This window comes from Kitasatospora sp. NPDC057595, assembly GCF_042800875.1.
Taxonomy (GTDB): domain Bacteria; phylum Actinomycetota; class Actinomycetes; order Streptomycetales; family Streptomycetaceae; genus Kitasatospora.
The window spans coordinates 118,032-133,185 of sequence record NZ_JBHVGL010000010.1; the positions used below are offsets into that span (position 1 = coordinate 118,032).

Sequence of the window (15,154 nt, forward strand, 5' to 3'; positions counted from 1 at the left end):
CCGCGCCGGACCACAACAGGGCGCGCGTGGACGGCGTGACGCGCGCCGGGCGCACGACTGCTCCGTGCCCGTGCTCCCCGCCCGGCCCGCCATTCCGGGCCTCCGCCGCCGCGGGCTACGCTGGGGCCGCTGATTCCTCCGACTCCGGTGAAGTGAGCGGCATGCGGCTGACGAAGGCACAGGACCGCGCGCTGAATCCGCGACGGGCCGACGGATACGGACCGAGGTCGGTTCCGAACGCTCGGGACCGGGCCATCCAGGAGGTCGTACGGGCCGCGTCCGGTCCCGGTCGACTGGCGGAGGTCCTCCCCCTCATGAATCCCGACGCCTCGGAGGTTCTCGGGGCGTTCGCCGGGCGGATGGCCACGCTCGCCGTGCGCACCCGGGACGTGCAGGCCGCCCGCGACGGGCTGGCGGCCGTGCAACTGGCGATGGCCACCACCCAGGATGCCCGCGAGATCATCCCCCGCATGGCACTCCTGTACCGGGCGCTGGAGCTCATCGGCGCAGATCCCGCAGCGGAGTTCCGCACGGCCCACCAACCGTTTCCCGTCGCCCTGTCCCACGACCTCCCCGGGTTCGCCGCGAGGGACCCGGAGATCCGGTCGCTCCGGAGCATGCTGCACCACGAGGAGGGCGAAGGAGCCGACTTCCGGTTCGTCTGCGACTGGTAGCGGGACACCCGGAGCCTCGAACGACGCGTGGGCTACGGCCGCCCTGCCAGCTCGCGCCGGTACCAGGTGCCCGGTTCACCGGCGAGGTCGGCGGGGTCGGCGGGGCCCGCCGGGACGAACCCGGCCTTGGTCAGCACCTTCCGGGAGGCGGCATTGGCGTGGGTGGTGGCGGCCCGCAGTGTGCGCAGCCCGTGCCGTTCCGCCGCCAGCCGGCACAGCTCCCGGACAGTCGCCGTCGCCACGCCACGGCCGGAGACGTGCTGCGCGACCCGGTAGCCGAGGACGGCGGCGCCGTCCGCGAGGTCGTACAGGTTGAACCGGCCCAGCACCGCGCCGTCCTCGGCGACCAGCACGTAGAAGGCGCAGGTGCCGGCCTCCTGCTCGGCCAGCAGGGCGCTGTGCCGGTCGGCGAAGCGCTCGAAGAACTCGTCGCCCCGGTCGGGGACCGAGGCCGCGAAGTAGGCACGGTTCGCCAGCTCGAAGGCCAGCACCGCCGGGGCGAGGCCGGCGTTCAACTGCTTCAGCTCGGGCACGGCGCAACTCTATCCGGACGGCGCGCCGGGGCCACCGGGGTTCTTCGTCAGCGGCAGACCGCCCCGCACCGGGGCGTGGGCGGTGCCGGGGCCGGTCGGACGTGCGGCCGGCGGCGGCACCGCCCTCTGCGGGTGCCGGGGGTCAGCTCACACAGGTGACGATGACCTGCCAGTAGCCGGGCGCGATCACCTCGTTCTCCTGGCCGCACTGGGCGTCGGTGTACCCGGCGGCGTGGGCGGCGGCCCAGGCGTGGGGGGCGGCGACGGCCGGGTTGGGGCCGTAGGCCTTGAAGTACCTGATCGTGGTGGCCGACGCGCTGGTGGCGGTACCGGCGAGGCCCAGCAGGGCCGCCGTGGTGAGGGCGACGGCGGCTGTGCGGCGGGGAAGCGAACCCATGGCTGTGCTCCACTTTCTCTGGTGGATCGAGGGGAGTCCGGGCACGTGCAGTGTTGTTGCAAGCAGGGACTGTAGCAACGGATGTGAAGGACCGACAGGTGTGCGACAGCTGCCGTCGATCGGGAATCGTGAGCGAACGCCCGGGCGCGACGGCCACGCGGCGCAGGCGGTCAGGCTCCGGAGGACTCGCGCACCGTCAGGTCCGGCAGCAGGTCGAGGTGGTGCACCGGCAAGGCGCTCCCGGTGGGGGTCAGCCGGCGCACCAGAAGGTCCACCGCGGCGGCGCCGACGGCGCGCTTGGGCGGGGCCACGGCGGTCAGCGGCGGGGCGCCGAGGGCGGCGAACACGTCGTCGTAGGCGACCAGGGCGAGGTCCTCGGGGACCCGTACACCCCTGGTCCGCAGCAGCGGCAGCAGTTGCAGGGCGTCCTGGTCGTTGTGCACGAGCGCGGCCCCGACCCCGTCGGCGACCGCCTCGGCGAGCCGGTGGGCGACACCGTCGACGCCGGCGGCCGGGGTGCGGACGTCGACGACGGGTTCGGCGGGCAGGTCGAGCGCGCGGCAGGCCTCGGCGTAGCCCAGGCGGACCTGGTGGGCCGTCCAGGTGTCGGTGCGGGCCGCCAGCGCCACCCGGCGGTGGCCGAGGGCGACGAGGTGGCACAGGGCGAGCAGGACGCCGTGCCGGTGGTCGGAGCCGACCGCGTCGAGGGCGGCGGCGGGGCTGCCGGGGGCCGGGCGGCGTTCCAGCAGGACGGCGGGAACGGGGAGTTCGGCCAGCCAGACGTGGTCCTCGGGACGGTCGGCGGCGGTCCAGTTCGGGGCGAGCAGCAGGCCCTGGACACCGGAGGCGAGGAGCTGGTCGACCTGGACGCGGTCGGCGCTGGCCTCGTACGAGGAGATGCCGAGGACCAGGTGGACGCCGGCCTCGGCGGCGGCGGTGCGGGCGCCGGCGATCACCTCGTCGAAGTACTGCACCACGGCGGGGACGAGCAGGCCCAGGGTGGGGACCTCGGCGGGGCGGGCCGGCTCGGGGGCGGGCGTGGCCGCGGGGCCGCCGAACGAGACGGATCCGTGCGTGCGGCGCAGCAGGCCGGCGTCGGCGAGGGTCGCGACGTCCCGGCGGACGGTGACGGCGGGCAGTCCCAGGCGCTCGGCGAGGTCCACCACCCGGACGGTGCCCAGGCCGCGCACCGTGTCGAGGATGCGGGCACGACGATCGTCCGCCGGGATCGGCATGGCACTCCCTGTCGGTGGACCGGTCTGTCGAAGTGGACAGGAACCTACCACTCGGTCACCGGAGGGGCGGACGGGCGGCCCGTGCCTGTTCCCCTCGCGGGCGGACGGCCCCGCGGGCGCGGGCCGGAGGGGCCGGCACGCGCCCGCGGGGCGGCAGGGGGTCAGGAGCCGTAGCGCTCCTCGGGGACGACGGGGCCGAGGTCGGGGCCCTCGACCAGTTCGACGTGGTCGCCCGGGCCGTGGAGTTCGAGGATCAGCAGTTCGTTGGCGCCGGCCCGCCAGAGCGGCGCCGGGGCGTAGAGGGTGCGCTGCGGGCCGCGGTCCCAGTAGCGGCCGAGCGCGAACCCGTTCAGCCAGACCATGCCCTTGGTGAATCCGGGAAGGGCGAGGAAGCCGTCGGCGGGGGTGTCGACGGTCAGTTCGGCGCGGTGGAAGGCGGGCCCGTCGGCGGTGGAGGGCGCGCCGAGGGCGAGGGTCGTCGGGTCGTCGAGCGGCAGCGGGCGCACCTCCCAGCCGAACTGGTACTGCCGGTCGACCCGGACGCCGCCGGTGATGCCCTTGGGGTCGTGCAGCAGCGGGCCGTAGTTGATCCGGCCCAGGTTCTCGACGAGCAGGTCGAGCACGGCGCCGCCCTCGGGGACCCGCAGCGGCAGGGCGTGCTCGGGGTGGTTGCGGTCGAGGACGCCGAGGGGTTCGCCGTCGAGGAAGACCTGGGCGCGGTCGGCGAGGCCGTCCACGCGCAGTTCGCCGTGGGCGAGCGGGCCGCGCAGGCGGGTGCGGTAGTGAATGAGGCCGAAGTTCTGGCCGAGTTCCTCCATCGGGCGGGGCTCGGGGAGGTGGTGCGCGGTGGAGAGCTCGTCGAGGGCGCCGAGGGAGCCGGGTTCACCGACGCCGCCCAGCAGCGGGCGGCTCGCGGTGACGGGGGCGGTGCGGGGGGCGAGGCGTGCGGGCAGCGGCGGCAGCGGGTGGGGGTTGGGGCCGAGGTGGCGTTCGATCACCTCGCGGAAGAGGTGGAACTTCTCGGTGAGTTCGCCGGCCTCGCCGACCGGGGCGTCGTAGTCGTAGCTGGTGACGTCCGGCTGGTAGGTGGTGCCGTCGTGGTTGGCGCCGTTCCACCAGCCGAAGTTGGTGCCGCCGTGGCCCATGTACATGTTGACCGAGGCGCCGGCGGCGAGCTGGGCGTCGAGCACCTCGGCGGCGTCCCGGGCGTCGCGCACGTGGTGCGGCGTGCCCCAGTGGTCGAACCAGCCGCACCAGTACTCCATGGTGACCAGCGGGCCGACCGGCTGGTGGCGGCGCAGGCAGGCGAGGGACTCCTCGGGGCGGGAGCCGAAGGTGCCGGTGGTGAGGAGTCCGGGCACCCGGCCGCCGAGCTGGAAGCCGTCCTCGGCGCCGTCGGCGGTGAACAGCAGGACGTCGACGCCGCGGGCGACCAGGGCGTCCCTCAGGTGTTCGAGGTAGGCGGTGTCGTTGCCGTAGCTGCCGTACTCGTTCTCCACGGCGACGGCGACCACCGGGCCGCCGCGGGAGGAGAGCAGCGGGAGCAGCACCGGCACCAGGTGGTCGAACCAGGCCTCCACGGCGGCGAGGAAGGGCGCGTCCAGGCGGCGCAGCCGCATCGCGGGGTCGGCGAGCAGCCAGCCGGGCAGGCCGCCGAACTCCCACTCGGCGCAGATGTAGGGGCCGGGGCGGACGATGACGTCGAGGCCGAGGTCGCCGGCGGCGCGGACGAAGGCGGCGAGGTCGCGGTCGCCGGTGAAGTCGGCGCGGTCGGGCGTGGGCTGGTGGAAGTTCCAGGCGACGTAGGTCTCGACGGTGTTGACGCCCATGGCCCGCAGCCGGGTAAGGCGGTCGGTCCACTGTTCGGGGCGGATGCGGAAGTAGTGGACGGCGGCGGAGACGATCCGGTGCGGACGTCCGTCGCGCAGGAAGGTGTCGCCGTCGACGGTGAGGGCGGGGTGGGGGGCCTGGTCGGCCATCGGGTCCTCCGCGGGAGGGGAGCGGGAGTGAGGGGGCGTGGGACCCCGGGTGGGTCCGGGCGCACGGCTGCGCGGGTGGCCGCGGGCGGGTCGGCGGCGGCCACCGGGGTCACCCTAGGAGTTCGGTGATCGCACGGTCAATCGATCGGCGATCATCGGCATTATTGATCAATTTTCGATCGAACGATACTCTTCGATCGGAATATCATCGGCAGACCGCTTCCGGGCGACGCTTGCGCGGGCACGACAGATGGAGGCCAGGATGGCCATTTCGGGGGAAGAGCGCCGCAGGCTGATCGTGTCGGCCGTCGGTGAGCTCGGCGGTCGGGTGCGCCTCACGGAGCTGGCCGACCGGCTGGGCATCCCGGCCGTGACGGTCCGCCGTGACGTCGCCGCGCTCGCCGACGCCGGCCGGCTCTCCCGCTCGCACGGCTTCGTCTCCCTGGAGCGCCCGGACGCCGCCGGCACGCCGATCGCCCCCGGGCCCGGCGCGGGCCGCGCCCTCGGCCTGCTGGTGCCCTCGGTCGGCTCCTACTTCGACGAGGTGATCGCCGGGGCCCGGGCCGCCGCCGCAACCGCCGGGGCCCGGCTCGTCCTGGGCATCGCCCCGTACGGCGCGGGCGGCGACCGGCTGCAGACCGAACGCCTGCTGGAGTCCGGCGCCGAGGGCCTGCTGCTGGCCCCGGGGCTGGTCCCCGGCCGGGCGGCCGAGGACTACGCCTGGCTGGACACCCTGCCGGTGCCCGCCGTCCTGGTGGAACGCCGCTCCCCCACCCCGGACGGCCCCGGCTCCGGGCTGGACACGGTGGCCTCCGACCACCGCCACGGAGTGCTGAGCGCCCTGCGCCACCTGGCCGGGCTCGGCCACGGAAGCGTGCTGCTGGCCGCCCGGGGCGACTCCTGGACGGCCGCCGAAGTGCGGGCCGGGTACCGGGAGGGCACCCGGCTGCTCGGGCTGCCCGACCTGCCGGCGCTGGACACGCTCGGGCCCGGCAACGTGCCGGCCGACCCCGAGCCGCTGGTGGCGCGGATCGCCGAAGCCGTGCGGTCCGGGACCCGGGCGGTGCTCGTCCACAACGACCAGGACGCGCTGCGGCTGCCTCCGCTGCTGCGCGCGCACGGTCTGTCGGTGCCCGCGGACGTGGCGCTGGTCGCCTACGACGACGTCTTCGCCGCGCTCGCCGCGCCCCCGCTGACCGCCGTCGCCCCGCCCAAGCGCGCGGTGGGCGCGGCGGCGGTCGATCTGCTGCTGCGCCGGCTGGCGGCCGGCGCCGAGCTGCCGGTGCACCGCACCGCGCTGCTCCCGGTGCTGCACGTGCGCGCCTCCTGCGGAGCCGAGCAGGCGGCGGCACGAACGGGCGCCGCGCCCCTGGGGTGAGGGGCGCGGCGCCCGCCGCGGAGCTTCGCCGTCGACCGGCCGATCCGGCACGTCCGACAGCCCGACAGCCCGGAGGCCCGGCCGGCCCGTCCGGTCCGGCTACCCCGGCAGCAGCGCGGACAGGTGCCGCGCCCCCGGGCCCAGCTGCGGCGCGAGCGGCGCGGCACGCGGGTGCCAGGGGGCCTCGTACTCCCAGGCCGCCCAGGCACCGGGCGGCAGCAGGCGCAGGCAGTCGGCGATCGGCAGCACGCCCGCGCCGAGCGCCAGCGGGGTGAGGTCGTCCGCCGAGGCGACGTCCTTGACCTGCACGTACCCCAGGTGGGGACCGAGCGCCCGATGGGTCCGCGCCGGGGTCTCACCGGCCAGCCAGGTGTGCAGCAGGTCCCACAGCGCGCCGACCGCGGGGTGGTCCACCCGGTCGAGCAGCGGCGCCAGCGCGGCGCCGGCGCGGTGCGAGTCGTGGGTCTCAACGAGGATCCGCACGCCGAGGGCCGCCGCCCGCGGGGCCGCCGCCCGCAGCCTGCGGACCGCGCGCTCGTCGGCCTCGGCCGCCGGGCCGGGGCCGCCCTGCGGGAAGACCCGCAGGTACCGGCAGCCGAGGTCGGCGGCCAGCCGCAGGTGGGCGGTCAGCGCGGCGAGCACCGGCGCGTCCGGCCCGGGGGCGGCGACGCCGACGTAGGAGGCGAGGGTCAGCGGGAGCAGGCCGGCCCGGGCCAGCAGCCGGGCGGTGCGCCGGCGTTTCTCCGCGTCCAGCCCGAGGCGGACCGGCTGGTCGTCGGCGCAGCGCAGTTCGAGGCCGTGCCAGCCGTGCTCGGCGGCGAGGGCGGCGGCCCGGTCGAGCGGGAGCCCGGGCAGGCCGAGGGTGGCGAGGGCGAGGGGCACGGCGGTTCAGTCCTGTTCGGCGGGGTGGACGGCGACCGCGCCGGGCGCCAGCCGGATCCGCAGGGCGGGGGCGCCGGCGGGGCGCACGGTCAGGACGACGGCCGCCGGGTCGCGCTCGTCCGGGCGGGCCTCCAGGGTGACGGCGTCGGCGAGGGCCGGCGGGTGCTCGGCCGCGGTGAGGCGGGCGGCGCAGGCGAACAGGGCGGGGCCGTCGGCGGGAAGTTCCCCGGTGAGCCGGGGCAGTGCCGCCTCGGGGCCGAAGGCGGTGCCGCCGGGGACCCGTTCGCTGTCGGCGGCGGTGAAGCCGTGCAGGGCGCGCAGCTCGGACGCCAGCCGGCCGTCCGCGCGGACACCGGCGGCGGCGTGCTGTCCGGCTGCGGCGTCGGCGGTGCCGGCGGCGTGCTGCCCGGCTGCGACCTGGGCGCCGAGGGGCTGTCCGGCGGCGGCGTCCGCGGCGGGGTACTGCCCGCTGCACGCGACGGCAGACTGCTCGGTGCGTCGGCCCGCGACGGCCCAGCCGGTCTGGGTGACCGGGGTGCCGGCCGGCCCGCCGGTGACCAGGTGGGCGCGAACCTCCTCGGCGCCGTGGGCCAGGGTGAGCGAGGTGACGGTGACGCCGGGCAGTTCACGGCCGCCGACACGGGGGTGCCAGCGGGAGGCGGCCCAGCCGGATCCGGTGCCCAGCGGGTGGACGCGCCCGCGTTCGGTGGGTCCGGCGTCGGTCAGCAGGGCGAGGTGGTTGTCGGCGGGACCGTCGAGGGACGGCCCGGTGGCGGTGGAGTGGGCGAGCCGCGCGTACTGCGGATCGTCGGGGCCCACGGCGTCCGCGGGCTGGTCGTCGCTGCCGTGGTTGTGCAGCCGGACCAGGCCGTCGGCGGCGGTGGACTGCACCAGCCAGCCGGGCCCGGGCAGGGCGAGGACGGTGTCGCGCCGCTCGGCGGGCGCGAGGTCCTCGGGCGCGGTCCACACCGGGTGGCCGGGCGGGAGCAGCAGGCCGAGGAAGGCGCTGCCGGCCCAGTACGGGGAGGCGGGGCCGGAGTAGGGCTGGACGAGCCGCAGGTCGGGTCCGTGCCAGCCGAGGGTGAGCAGGCCCCGTTCGTCGACGGCGCCGCGGTCGAGGAAGTGCCGCAGAGCGCCGGAGGCGAGGCGGCGGGTGGTGCCGGGGGCGAGCGGGGTGTGGCCGGTGAGGGCCCCGGCCCAGAGCGGGGCGGTGGCGGCGAAGCGGTAGGTGAGCGAGCGGCCCTGGTGGACGGGCGCGCCGTCGGCCCCGAAGGTGTGCGCGTAGCCCGCCAGGTGGGCGGCGAGGCGCTCGCCGTAGACGGCGCGCAGGGCCCGGTCGTCGGCGAGGTGGGCGTGCAGGACGGGGTAGAGGTGCAGGGCCCAGCCGTTGTAGTGGTCGAAGGCGCGGGGGCGGCCGTCGGTGTACCAGCCGTCGCCGAGGTACCAGCGGTCGATGTTCTCCAGTCCGCGGCGGACCGCGGCGCGGGCCTCGCGCTCGGCGATTCCGGCCTCGGCGAGGAAGCCGCCGACGGACATCGGGAAGAGCCACCAGTTGTTGTCGTTGGGCGCGCGGTGCAGGGCGTCGGCCAGCCAGCGGCCGACCCGGTCGCGGACGGGTCCGGGCAGCCGGTCCCAGAGCCAGGGGCGGGTGAGGCGCAGCGCGAAGGCGATGGAGGCGGCCTCGACCATGGCCTGGCCCCGGTCGGTGATCAGCGGCCAGGACTCGCGGTCGCCGTCGGCGAGGTCGCGCTCGCCGGTCGGGGTGCGGGTGCCGGCGTCGAGTCCGGCGGCGTAGTGCGCCAGCAGGCCGTGCGGGTCGGCGCCGCCCGCGCCGGCCACCCGCAGGGCGGCGGGCAGGAAGGTGCGGGCGAAGCCCTCCAGGCCGTCCGAGCGCCGTCCGGACCAGCTCGGGCGGGGGCCGGGCAGGTCGATCAGCGCCCCGGCGGGGCTGGCGTACGGGCGGACCGCGGTCAGCAGGGCGTCGGCCACCGCCTCCCAGTGCTCCCTGGTCCAGCCGGTGTACGGGCTGAGGTCGCGGTCCTCCGGGGGCAGGCGCATGGGTCCTCCGTGATCGGGTGGTGAGCCGGAATCTAGGCAGCGCCTGATCATTCGTCAAGCCGGGGCGATCAAATGAGCGGCTTGATCGGATTGTGACCTTGCCGTCGAGGTGGCCGATTGCCCCGATTTTCCGGCATTTCCGGTGCTCACAGCGGTGCCGCCGGGCACCGGTCGGGCCGATCAGGTCGGATCATTTGATCCAAATCTCTTGACTCCGATCGCCGACCTGCTCAGGATGACAGCCAATCGCCCCCACCCTCTGCGGGTTCCGGTCGGAGCCGACCGTTCCGCAGCCCGCGCACCCTCGCCCTAAGGAGCCCACCGATGCGCTCGACCCCCCTCTCCCGGCGCAGAGCCCTCCGCCTCGCCGCCGCGGCCACCGCCACCGCGCTCGGTGTCACCGTGCTCGCCGCCTGCGGCAGCAGCGGCGACGGGGCCGGGTCCGCCGCCGCCACGGACGACGGCAAGCCGGTCAGCCTGACGTTCTGGGGCTGGGCGAAGGGCACCAAGGACGTGGTCGCCGCGTTCAACGCGAGCCACCCGAACATCCAGGTCACCTTCGAGGAGATCCCGGCGGGCGCGGCCGGCGGCTACGCCAAGATCTCCAACGCGGTCAAGGCCGGCAACGCCCCCGACGTCTTCAACATCGAGTACCCGCAGCTGCCGGACTTCGTCAGCCAGGGCGCCGTCCAGGACATCGGCAAGCTCGTCGGCGCGGACCTCAAGGCCAAGTACCTGCCGCAGGCCGTCGAGCTCACCTCGCTCGGCGGCCGGACCTGGGCCCTGCCGCTGGACGCCGCCCCCCAGGTCTTCTACTACCGCAAGGACCTCTTCGCCAAGGCCGGCATCACCGTCCCCAAGACCTGGGACGAGTTCCGCACCGCCGCGCAGCAGCTGAAGGCCGCCCAGCCCGACACCCGCATCGCCACCTTCTTCCCCGACGACCCGACCACCTTCGAGGCGATGGCCTGGCAGAACGGCGCCCACTGGTTCACCGCCGCCGACGAGTCCTGGAAGGCCGACCTGACCGGGGCGGAGACCCGCAAGGTCTCCGAGTACTGGCAGAAGCTGGCCGACGAGGACCTGGTGCGGGTCATGCCGTCCTTCAGCCAGCAGTGGACCGCCTCCCTGCAGAAGGGCGAGACGGCCGGCTACCTCGGCGCCACCTGGGGCGGCGGCGTCCTGAAGGCCAACGTCGGCACCACCCCCGAGGTCAACGGCACCTGGGCGGCCGCGCCGCTGCCCAGCTGGGACGGCACCCCCGCCAGCGGCATGCTCGGCGGCACCACCTTCGCGGTGTCCAAGGACAGCAAGAAGGCCAAGGCCGCCGTCGAGTTCGCCACCTGGGCGACCACCACCGCCGACGGCTTCAAGGCCCGGATCTCCTCCGGCACCTCCTCCGCCTACCCGGCCGCCACCGAGCTGGTGCCGGTCGCCAAGCAGGCCTTCAACACCGACTTCTACGGCGGCCAGGACCTCTACGCCCTCTACTCCGACGCCGCCAAGTCCATCAAGCAGGGCTGGACCTGGGGCCCGGCGATGGGCGTCACCAACGGCTCGCTGAAGGACTCCTTCGGCAAGGTCTCCGGCAAGAGCGGCACCATCGACGAGGCGCTCACCACCGCGCAGCAGGCCACCGTCGCCGAGTTCAAGAACCGCGGACTGAAGGTCGCCCAGTGACCTCCGGCACCCATCCCGGCCGTACCGCCCGCGTCGCCGGCCGGCGACGCGGGCGGTACGGGGCGCCCGCCGTGCTGCTCGCCCCGTTCCTCCTGCTCTTCACCGCGTGCACGCTGATCCCGATCGGCTACGCGATCCGGCTCAGCCTGTTCACCGAGCACCGATCCGGCCTCGGCTTCGGCGACGCCGAGACGGTCTTCACCGGGCTCGGCAACTACACCCGGGCGCTGAGCGACGAGGCGTTCCGCGGCGGCTTCCTGACCGCCGCCCAGTACTGCCTGATCTACATCCCGCTGATGACCGGCCTGGCGCTCGTGCTGGCCCTGCTGCTGGACTCCACGCTGGCCCGCGCCCGGCGCTTCTTCCAGCTGACGCTGTTCATCCCGCACGCCGTGCCCGGCATCATCGCCGCCCTGCTGTGGATGTACCTCTACACCCCCGGCATCAGCCCCGTGCTCGACGCGCTGGAGTCCCTGGGCACCCAGCCCGACCCGCTCGGCCACCCGCTGCCCGCCGTGGTCAACATGGCGCTGTGGCAGTGGACCGGCTACAACCTGGTCATCTTCTACGCCGCCCTGCAGGCCATCGACCGCTCGGTGCTGGAGGCCGCCGTCGTCGACGGCGCCGGACCGCTGCGCACCGCCCTGAGCATCAAGGTGCCGCTGATCCGGCCGTCGATCGCCATGGTCGGCCTGTTCACCGTCATCGGCTCGCTCCAGCTGTTCACCGAGCCGATGATCCTCTACGGCACCTCGCCGGGCGTCACCTCCTCCTGGACCCCGAACATGTACGCCTACACGGCCGCCTTCGAGCGCCACGACTACGGGCTCGCCGCCTCCGCCTCGGTGCTGCTGGCCCTCGCCGCGGCGGGACTCTCCTTCGCCGTCACCCGGCTCACCCGGGGCCGCTCCGACCGCCGGCGGGAGGCCGACGCATGACCACCACCGCCACCCGCCCCGCCGGCGCCCCGCCGCGCCGCCCGGACCGCGCCAACCGCCCGCGCCGCCCCTGGACGCTCTCCAAGGCCGCCGTCAACGGCACCCTGGTCCTGGCCACCGTCTACACCCTGTGGCCGCTCGGCTGGCTGCTCACGGCCTCCGCCAAGAACACCGCCGACCTGCTCGGCGGGAACGCCCTGGGCGCCGACAACTTCCGGCTCGGGCAGAACCTGCACGACCTGGCCACCACCGGCGACGGCATCTACTTCCGCTGGTACCTCAACTCGCTGCTGTACGCCGGGATCGGCTCCGTGCTGTGCGCACTGGTGTGCGTCGCGGCCGGCTACGCCTTCCACGTCTACCGCTTCCCCGGCAAGGAGAAGCTGTTCGGCCTCGTGCTGCTGGGCGTGCTGGTGCCCACCACCGCGCTCGCCCTGCCGATGTACCTGCTGGCCTCCGAGCTCGGCATCGTCAACACCTTCTGGGCGGTCTTCCTGCCCTCGCTGGTCAACCCCTTCGGCGTCTACCTCGCCCGGGTGTTCTGCGCCGGCTACGTGCCGAACGAGGTCCTGGAGGCCGCCCGGATGGACGGCGCCGGGGAGCTGCGGACCTTCTGGTCGATCGGGCTGCGGATGGTGATGCCCGGCTTCGTGACCGTGCTGCTGTTCCAGTTCACCGCCATCTGGAACAACTTCTTCCTGCCGCTGGTGATGCTCTCCAACAGCAAGCTGTTCCCGGTCAGCCTCGGCCTGTTCAGCTGGAACGCCCAGACCAAGGCCTTCCCCGAGTACTACCCGCTGGTCATCACCGGCTCGCTGCTCGCCGTCGTGCCGCTCGTGCTCGCCTTCGTGCTGCTCCAGCGGCACTGGAAGGCCGGCCTGACCGCAGGGAGCGTCAAGTGAACCCGAACCCCGCCACCACCGCGGACACCGTCGCCGCGACCGGTACCGCCGCCGCGTCCGCCCCTACGCCCGACCGGGAGACCACCGTGCCCGACGGCCGGCCCGCCTGCCGCCCCCGCGCCGTCCTCGCCATGCACCGCGAGCTCTCCGGCCGCCTGATCGACCCGCACACGATGGCCCGGCTCACCGCGCTGGCCGACCTCGACCCGGCGCTCGTCCTGGACGACTTCACCACCCCCGAGGCCCGCGCCGCACTCGCCGACGCCGAGGTGATCGTCTCCAGCTGGGGCTGCCCGCCGATCGACGAGGAGGTGCTGGCCGCCGCCCCGCGGCTGAGCGCCGTCATCCACGCCGCCGGCTCGGTCAAGCACCACGTCACCGAGGCCTGCTGGCGCCGCGGCCTGCAGGTCACCTCGGCGGCCTGGGCCAACGCCCTGCCGGTCGCCGAGTACACCGTCGCCGTCGTGCTGTTCGCCAACAAGCGGCTGCTGCCGATCCGCGAGGAGTACCGGCGCCGCCGCGCCCCGTACGACTGGCAGCTGGCGTACGCCACGGCGGGCAACTACCGGCGCACCGTCGGCATCGTCGGCGCCTCCCGGATCGGCCGGCGGGTGCTGGAACTGCTGCGTCCGCACGACCTGGACCTGCTGCTGCACGACCCGTACGTCGACCCCGCCGAGGCCGCCCGGCTCGGCGCGCGCTCCGTCGGCCTCGACGAACTCTGCGCCGCCTCCGACGTGGTGAGCGTGCACGCCCCCGAACTCCCGGCCACCCGGCACCTGATCGACGGCCGCCGGCTCGCCCTGATGGCTGACGGGACCACCCTGGTCAACACCTCGCGCGGCTCCCTGGTCGACCAGGAGGCGCTGGTGCGCGAGGTCGCCTCCGGGCGCCTCGGCGCCGTCATCGACGTCACCGAGCCCGAGGTGCTGCCCGCCGACTCCCCGCTCTACGACCTGCCGAACGTCTTCCTCACCCCCCACGTGGCCGGCTCGCTCGGCGGTGAGCTGCACCGGATGGCCGCCGCCGCCGCGGACGAGCTCGCCCGCTACACCGCCGGGCAGCCCTTCGCCCACCCCGTCCTCGCCGAGGACGTCCACCGCACCGCGTGATCGCGCGCCGCGCCCCTGTGCCGCGCGGCCCCTCACCACGCGCCACCGCAGCACGCGCGCTGCCCGGACGACACGCTCCCGCGACGCGTGCTCCCCGCCGCGCGCCTGCTCCCCGCAGTACGCGCTCCCCCGTACCAGCAACGAATCGGAGTACCCCCATGTCCCGCAGGGTGATCGGCATCGTCATGAACGGCGTGACCGGCCGGATGGGCTACCGCCAGCACCTGGTCCGCTCCATCCTCGCCATCCGCGAGCAGGGCGGCCTGCCGCTCGGCGACGGCGAGACGCTGTGGCCCGAGCCGATCCTGGTCGGCCGCAACGCCGACAAGCTCAAGGACCTCGCCGACCGGCACGACCTCACCCACTGGACCACCTCGCTCGACGAGGCCCTCGCCCACCCGCTCGCCGAGATCTACTTCGACGCCCAGGTCACCCCCGCCCGGGAGACCGCGCTGCGCACGGCGATCGCCGCCGGCAAGCACGTCTACACCGAGAAGCCCACCGCCGAGTCGCTGGAGGCCGCGCTCGACCTCGCCCGGCTCGCCCGCGAGGCCGGCGTGTGCAACGGCGCCGTCCAGGACAAGCTCTTCCTCCCCGGTCTGCGCAAGCTCAAGCGGCTGGTGGACGGCGGCTTCTTCGGCCGGATCCTCTCCGTGCGCGGCGAGTTCGGCTACTGGGTCTTCGAGGGCGACTGGCAGCAGGCCCAGCGGCCGTCCTGGAACTACCGCGCCGAGGACGGCGGCGGCATGGTCCTCGACATGTTCCCGCACTGGCGCTACGTGCTGGACGGCATCATCGCCCCGGTCCGCTCGGTCTACGCCCACACCGCCACCCACATCCCCGAGCGGACGGACGAGCGCGGCCAGCTCTACCGGGCCACCGCCGACGACGCCGCGTACGGCGTCTTCGAGCTGGAGGGCGGCATCACCGCCCAGATCAACTCCTCCTGGGCGGTCCGGGTGGACCGCGACGAGCTGGTGGAGTTCCAGGTCGACGGCACCGAGGGCAGCGCCGTCGCCGGGCTGCGCGAGTGCCGCTTCCAGCACCGCGCCGCCACCCCCAAGCCGGTCTGGAACCCGGACCTGCCGGTGACCGAGCCGTTCCGCGCGCAGTGGCAGCGGGTGCCGGACAACGAGGAGTTCGACAACGGCTTCAAGGCGCAGTGGGAGCTGTTCCTGCGCCACGTGACCACCGGCTCCCCGTACCACTGGGACCTGCTGGAGGGCGCCAAGGGCGTGCAGCTCGCCGAACTCGGCCTGCGCTCCGCCCGCGAGGGACGCCGGATGGACGTCCCCGAGCTGTCCCTGTGACGGCCCGCCGGCCGCACCCCGGCCGGCCGCCCCGCACCCGGCCGCCGGGGAACCGACCGCCCCGCAGCCGCCCGCC

The 15,154-nt window shown here is 75.0% G+C and carries 13 protein-coding genes; 7 read left to right on the plus strand and 6 right to left on the minus strand.

Annotated elements, in window-relative coordinates; genetic code table 11:
• Positions 1-314 precede the first annotated feature (314 nt).
• A complete protein-coding gene (locus ACFU9E_RS17475) occupies positions 315-674 on the plus strand; it encodes a hypothetical protein (protein WP_380688687.1) in 360 nt (119 codons plus the stop codon).
• Between the two features lie 32 nt (positions 675-706).
• On the opposite strand, the gene ACFU9E_RS17480 is transcribed toward ACFU9E_RS17475, so the two are convergent.
• The 4 genes from ACFU9E_RS17480 to ACFU9E_RS17495 all read right to left on the minus strand — a co-directional run bounded on the left by ACFU9E_RS17480 (position 707) and on the right by ACFU9E_RS17495 (position 4,818).
• Positions 707-1,207 (minus strand): GNAT family N-acetyltransferase, encoded by a 501-nt coding sequence (locus ACFU9E_RS17480; protein ID WP_380688685.1) that lies wholly within the window; start codon positions 1,205-1,207, stop codon positions 707-709.
• Positions 1,208-1,349: 142 nt separating this feature from the next.
• A complete protein-coding gene (locus ACFU9E_RS17485) occupies positions 1,350-1,604 on the minus strand; it encodes a hypothetical protein (protein WP_380688683.1) in 255 nt (84 codons plus the stop codon).
• 170 nt (positions 1,605-1,774) lie between these two features.
• A complete protein-coding gene (locus ACFU9E_RS17490) occupies positions 1,775-2,839 on the minus strand; it encodes a substrate-binding domain-containing protein (RefSeq protein ID WP_380688681.1) in 1,065 nt (354 codons plus the stop codon).
• Between the two features lie 161 nt (positions 2,840-3,000).
• Complete coding sequence (locus ACFU9E_RS17495) at positions 3,001-4,818, minus strand: beta-galactosidase family protein (RefSeq protein WP_380689664.1); 1,818 nt, start codon at positions 4,816-4,818, stop codon at positions 3,001-3,003.
• Between the two features lie 262 nt (positions 4,819-5,080).
• Here ACFU9E_RS17495 and ACFU9E_RS17500 point away from each other — a divergent pair, with 262 nt between their 5' ends.
• Positions 5,081-6,196: a substrate-binding domain-containing protein gene (locus ACFU9E_RS17500; protein ID WP_380715113.1), complete on the plus strand. Its 1,116-nt coding sequence runs from the start codon at positions 5,081-5,083 to the stop codon at positions 6,194-6,196.
• A 99-nt stretch (positions 6,197-6,295) separates the two neighbouring features.
• Here the strand turns inward: ACFU9E_RS17500 and ACFU9E_RS17505 are convergent, their stop codons facing one another.
• On the minus strand, positions 6,296-7,078 hold the full coding sequence (locus tag ACFU9E_RS17505; protein ID WP_380688813.1) for a sugar phosphate isomerase/epimerase family protein: 783 nt from the start codon (positions 7,076-7,078) through the stop codon (positions 6,296-6,298).
• 6 nt (positions 7,079-7,084) lie between these two features.
• Positions 7,085-9,136: a DUF2264 domain-containing protein gene (locus ACFU9E_RS17510; RefSeq protein WP_380688816.1), complete on the minus strand. Its 2,052-nt coding sequence runs from the start codon at positions 9,134-9,136 to the stop codon at positions 7,085-7,087.
• 324 nt (positions 9,137-9,460) lie between these two features.
• Between ACFU9E_RS17510 and ACFU9E_RS17515 the strand changes: the two genes are divergently transcribed.
• The 5 genes from ACFU9E_RS17515 to ACFU9E_RS17535 all read left to right on the plus strand — a co-directional run bounded on the left by ACFU9E_RS17515 (position 9,461) and on the right by ACFU9E_RS17535 (position 15,078).
• Positions 9,461-10,816 carry an ABC transporter substrate-binding protein gene (locus ACFU9E_RS17515; protein ID WP_380688818.1) on the plus strand — a complete coding sequence of 452 codons (1,356 nt, stop codon included), beginning with the start codon at positions 9,461-9,463 and terminating at the stop codon, positions 10,814-10,816.
• Complete coding sequence (locus ACFU9E_RS17520) at positions 10,813-11,754, plus strand: carbohydrate ABC transporter permease (RefSeq protein ID WP_380715115.1); 942 nt, start codon at positions 10,813-10,815, stop codon at positions 11,752-11,754. Before ACFU9E_RS17515 ends, ACFU9E_RS17520 begins: the two co-directional genes overlap by 4 nt.
• Positions 11,751-12,656, plus strand: a complete 906-nt coding sequence (locus ACFU9E_RS17525) for a carbohydrate ABC transporter permease (RefSeq protein WP_380688016.1) — start codon at positions 11,751-11,753, stop codon at positions 12,654-12,656. Before ACFU9E_RS17520 ends, ACFU9E_RS17525 begins: the two co-directional genes overlap by 4 nt.
• A 131-nt stretch (positions 12,657-12,787) precedes the next feature.
• Positions 12,788-13,768: a hydroxyacid dehydrogenase gene (locus tag ACFU9E_RS17530; protein WP_380688024.1), complete on the plus strand. Its 981-nt coding sequence runs from the start codon at positions 12,788-12,790 to the stop codon at positions 13,766-13,768.
• A 158-nt stretch (positions 13,769-13,926) separates the two neighbouring features.
• The gene (locus ACFU9E_RS17535; RefSeq protein WP_380688018.1) at positions 13,927-15,078 is read left to right on the plus strand and encodes a Gfo/Idh/MocA family protein; all 1,152 of its coding nucleotides are present in this window, start codon (positions 13,927-13,929) and stop codon (positions 15,076-15,078) included.
• Positions 15,079-15,154 lie beyond the last annotated feature (76 nt).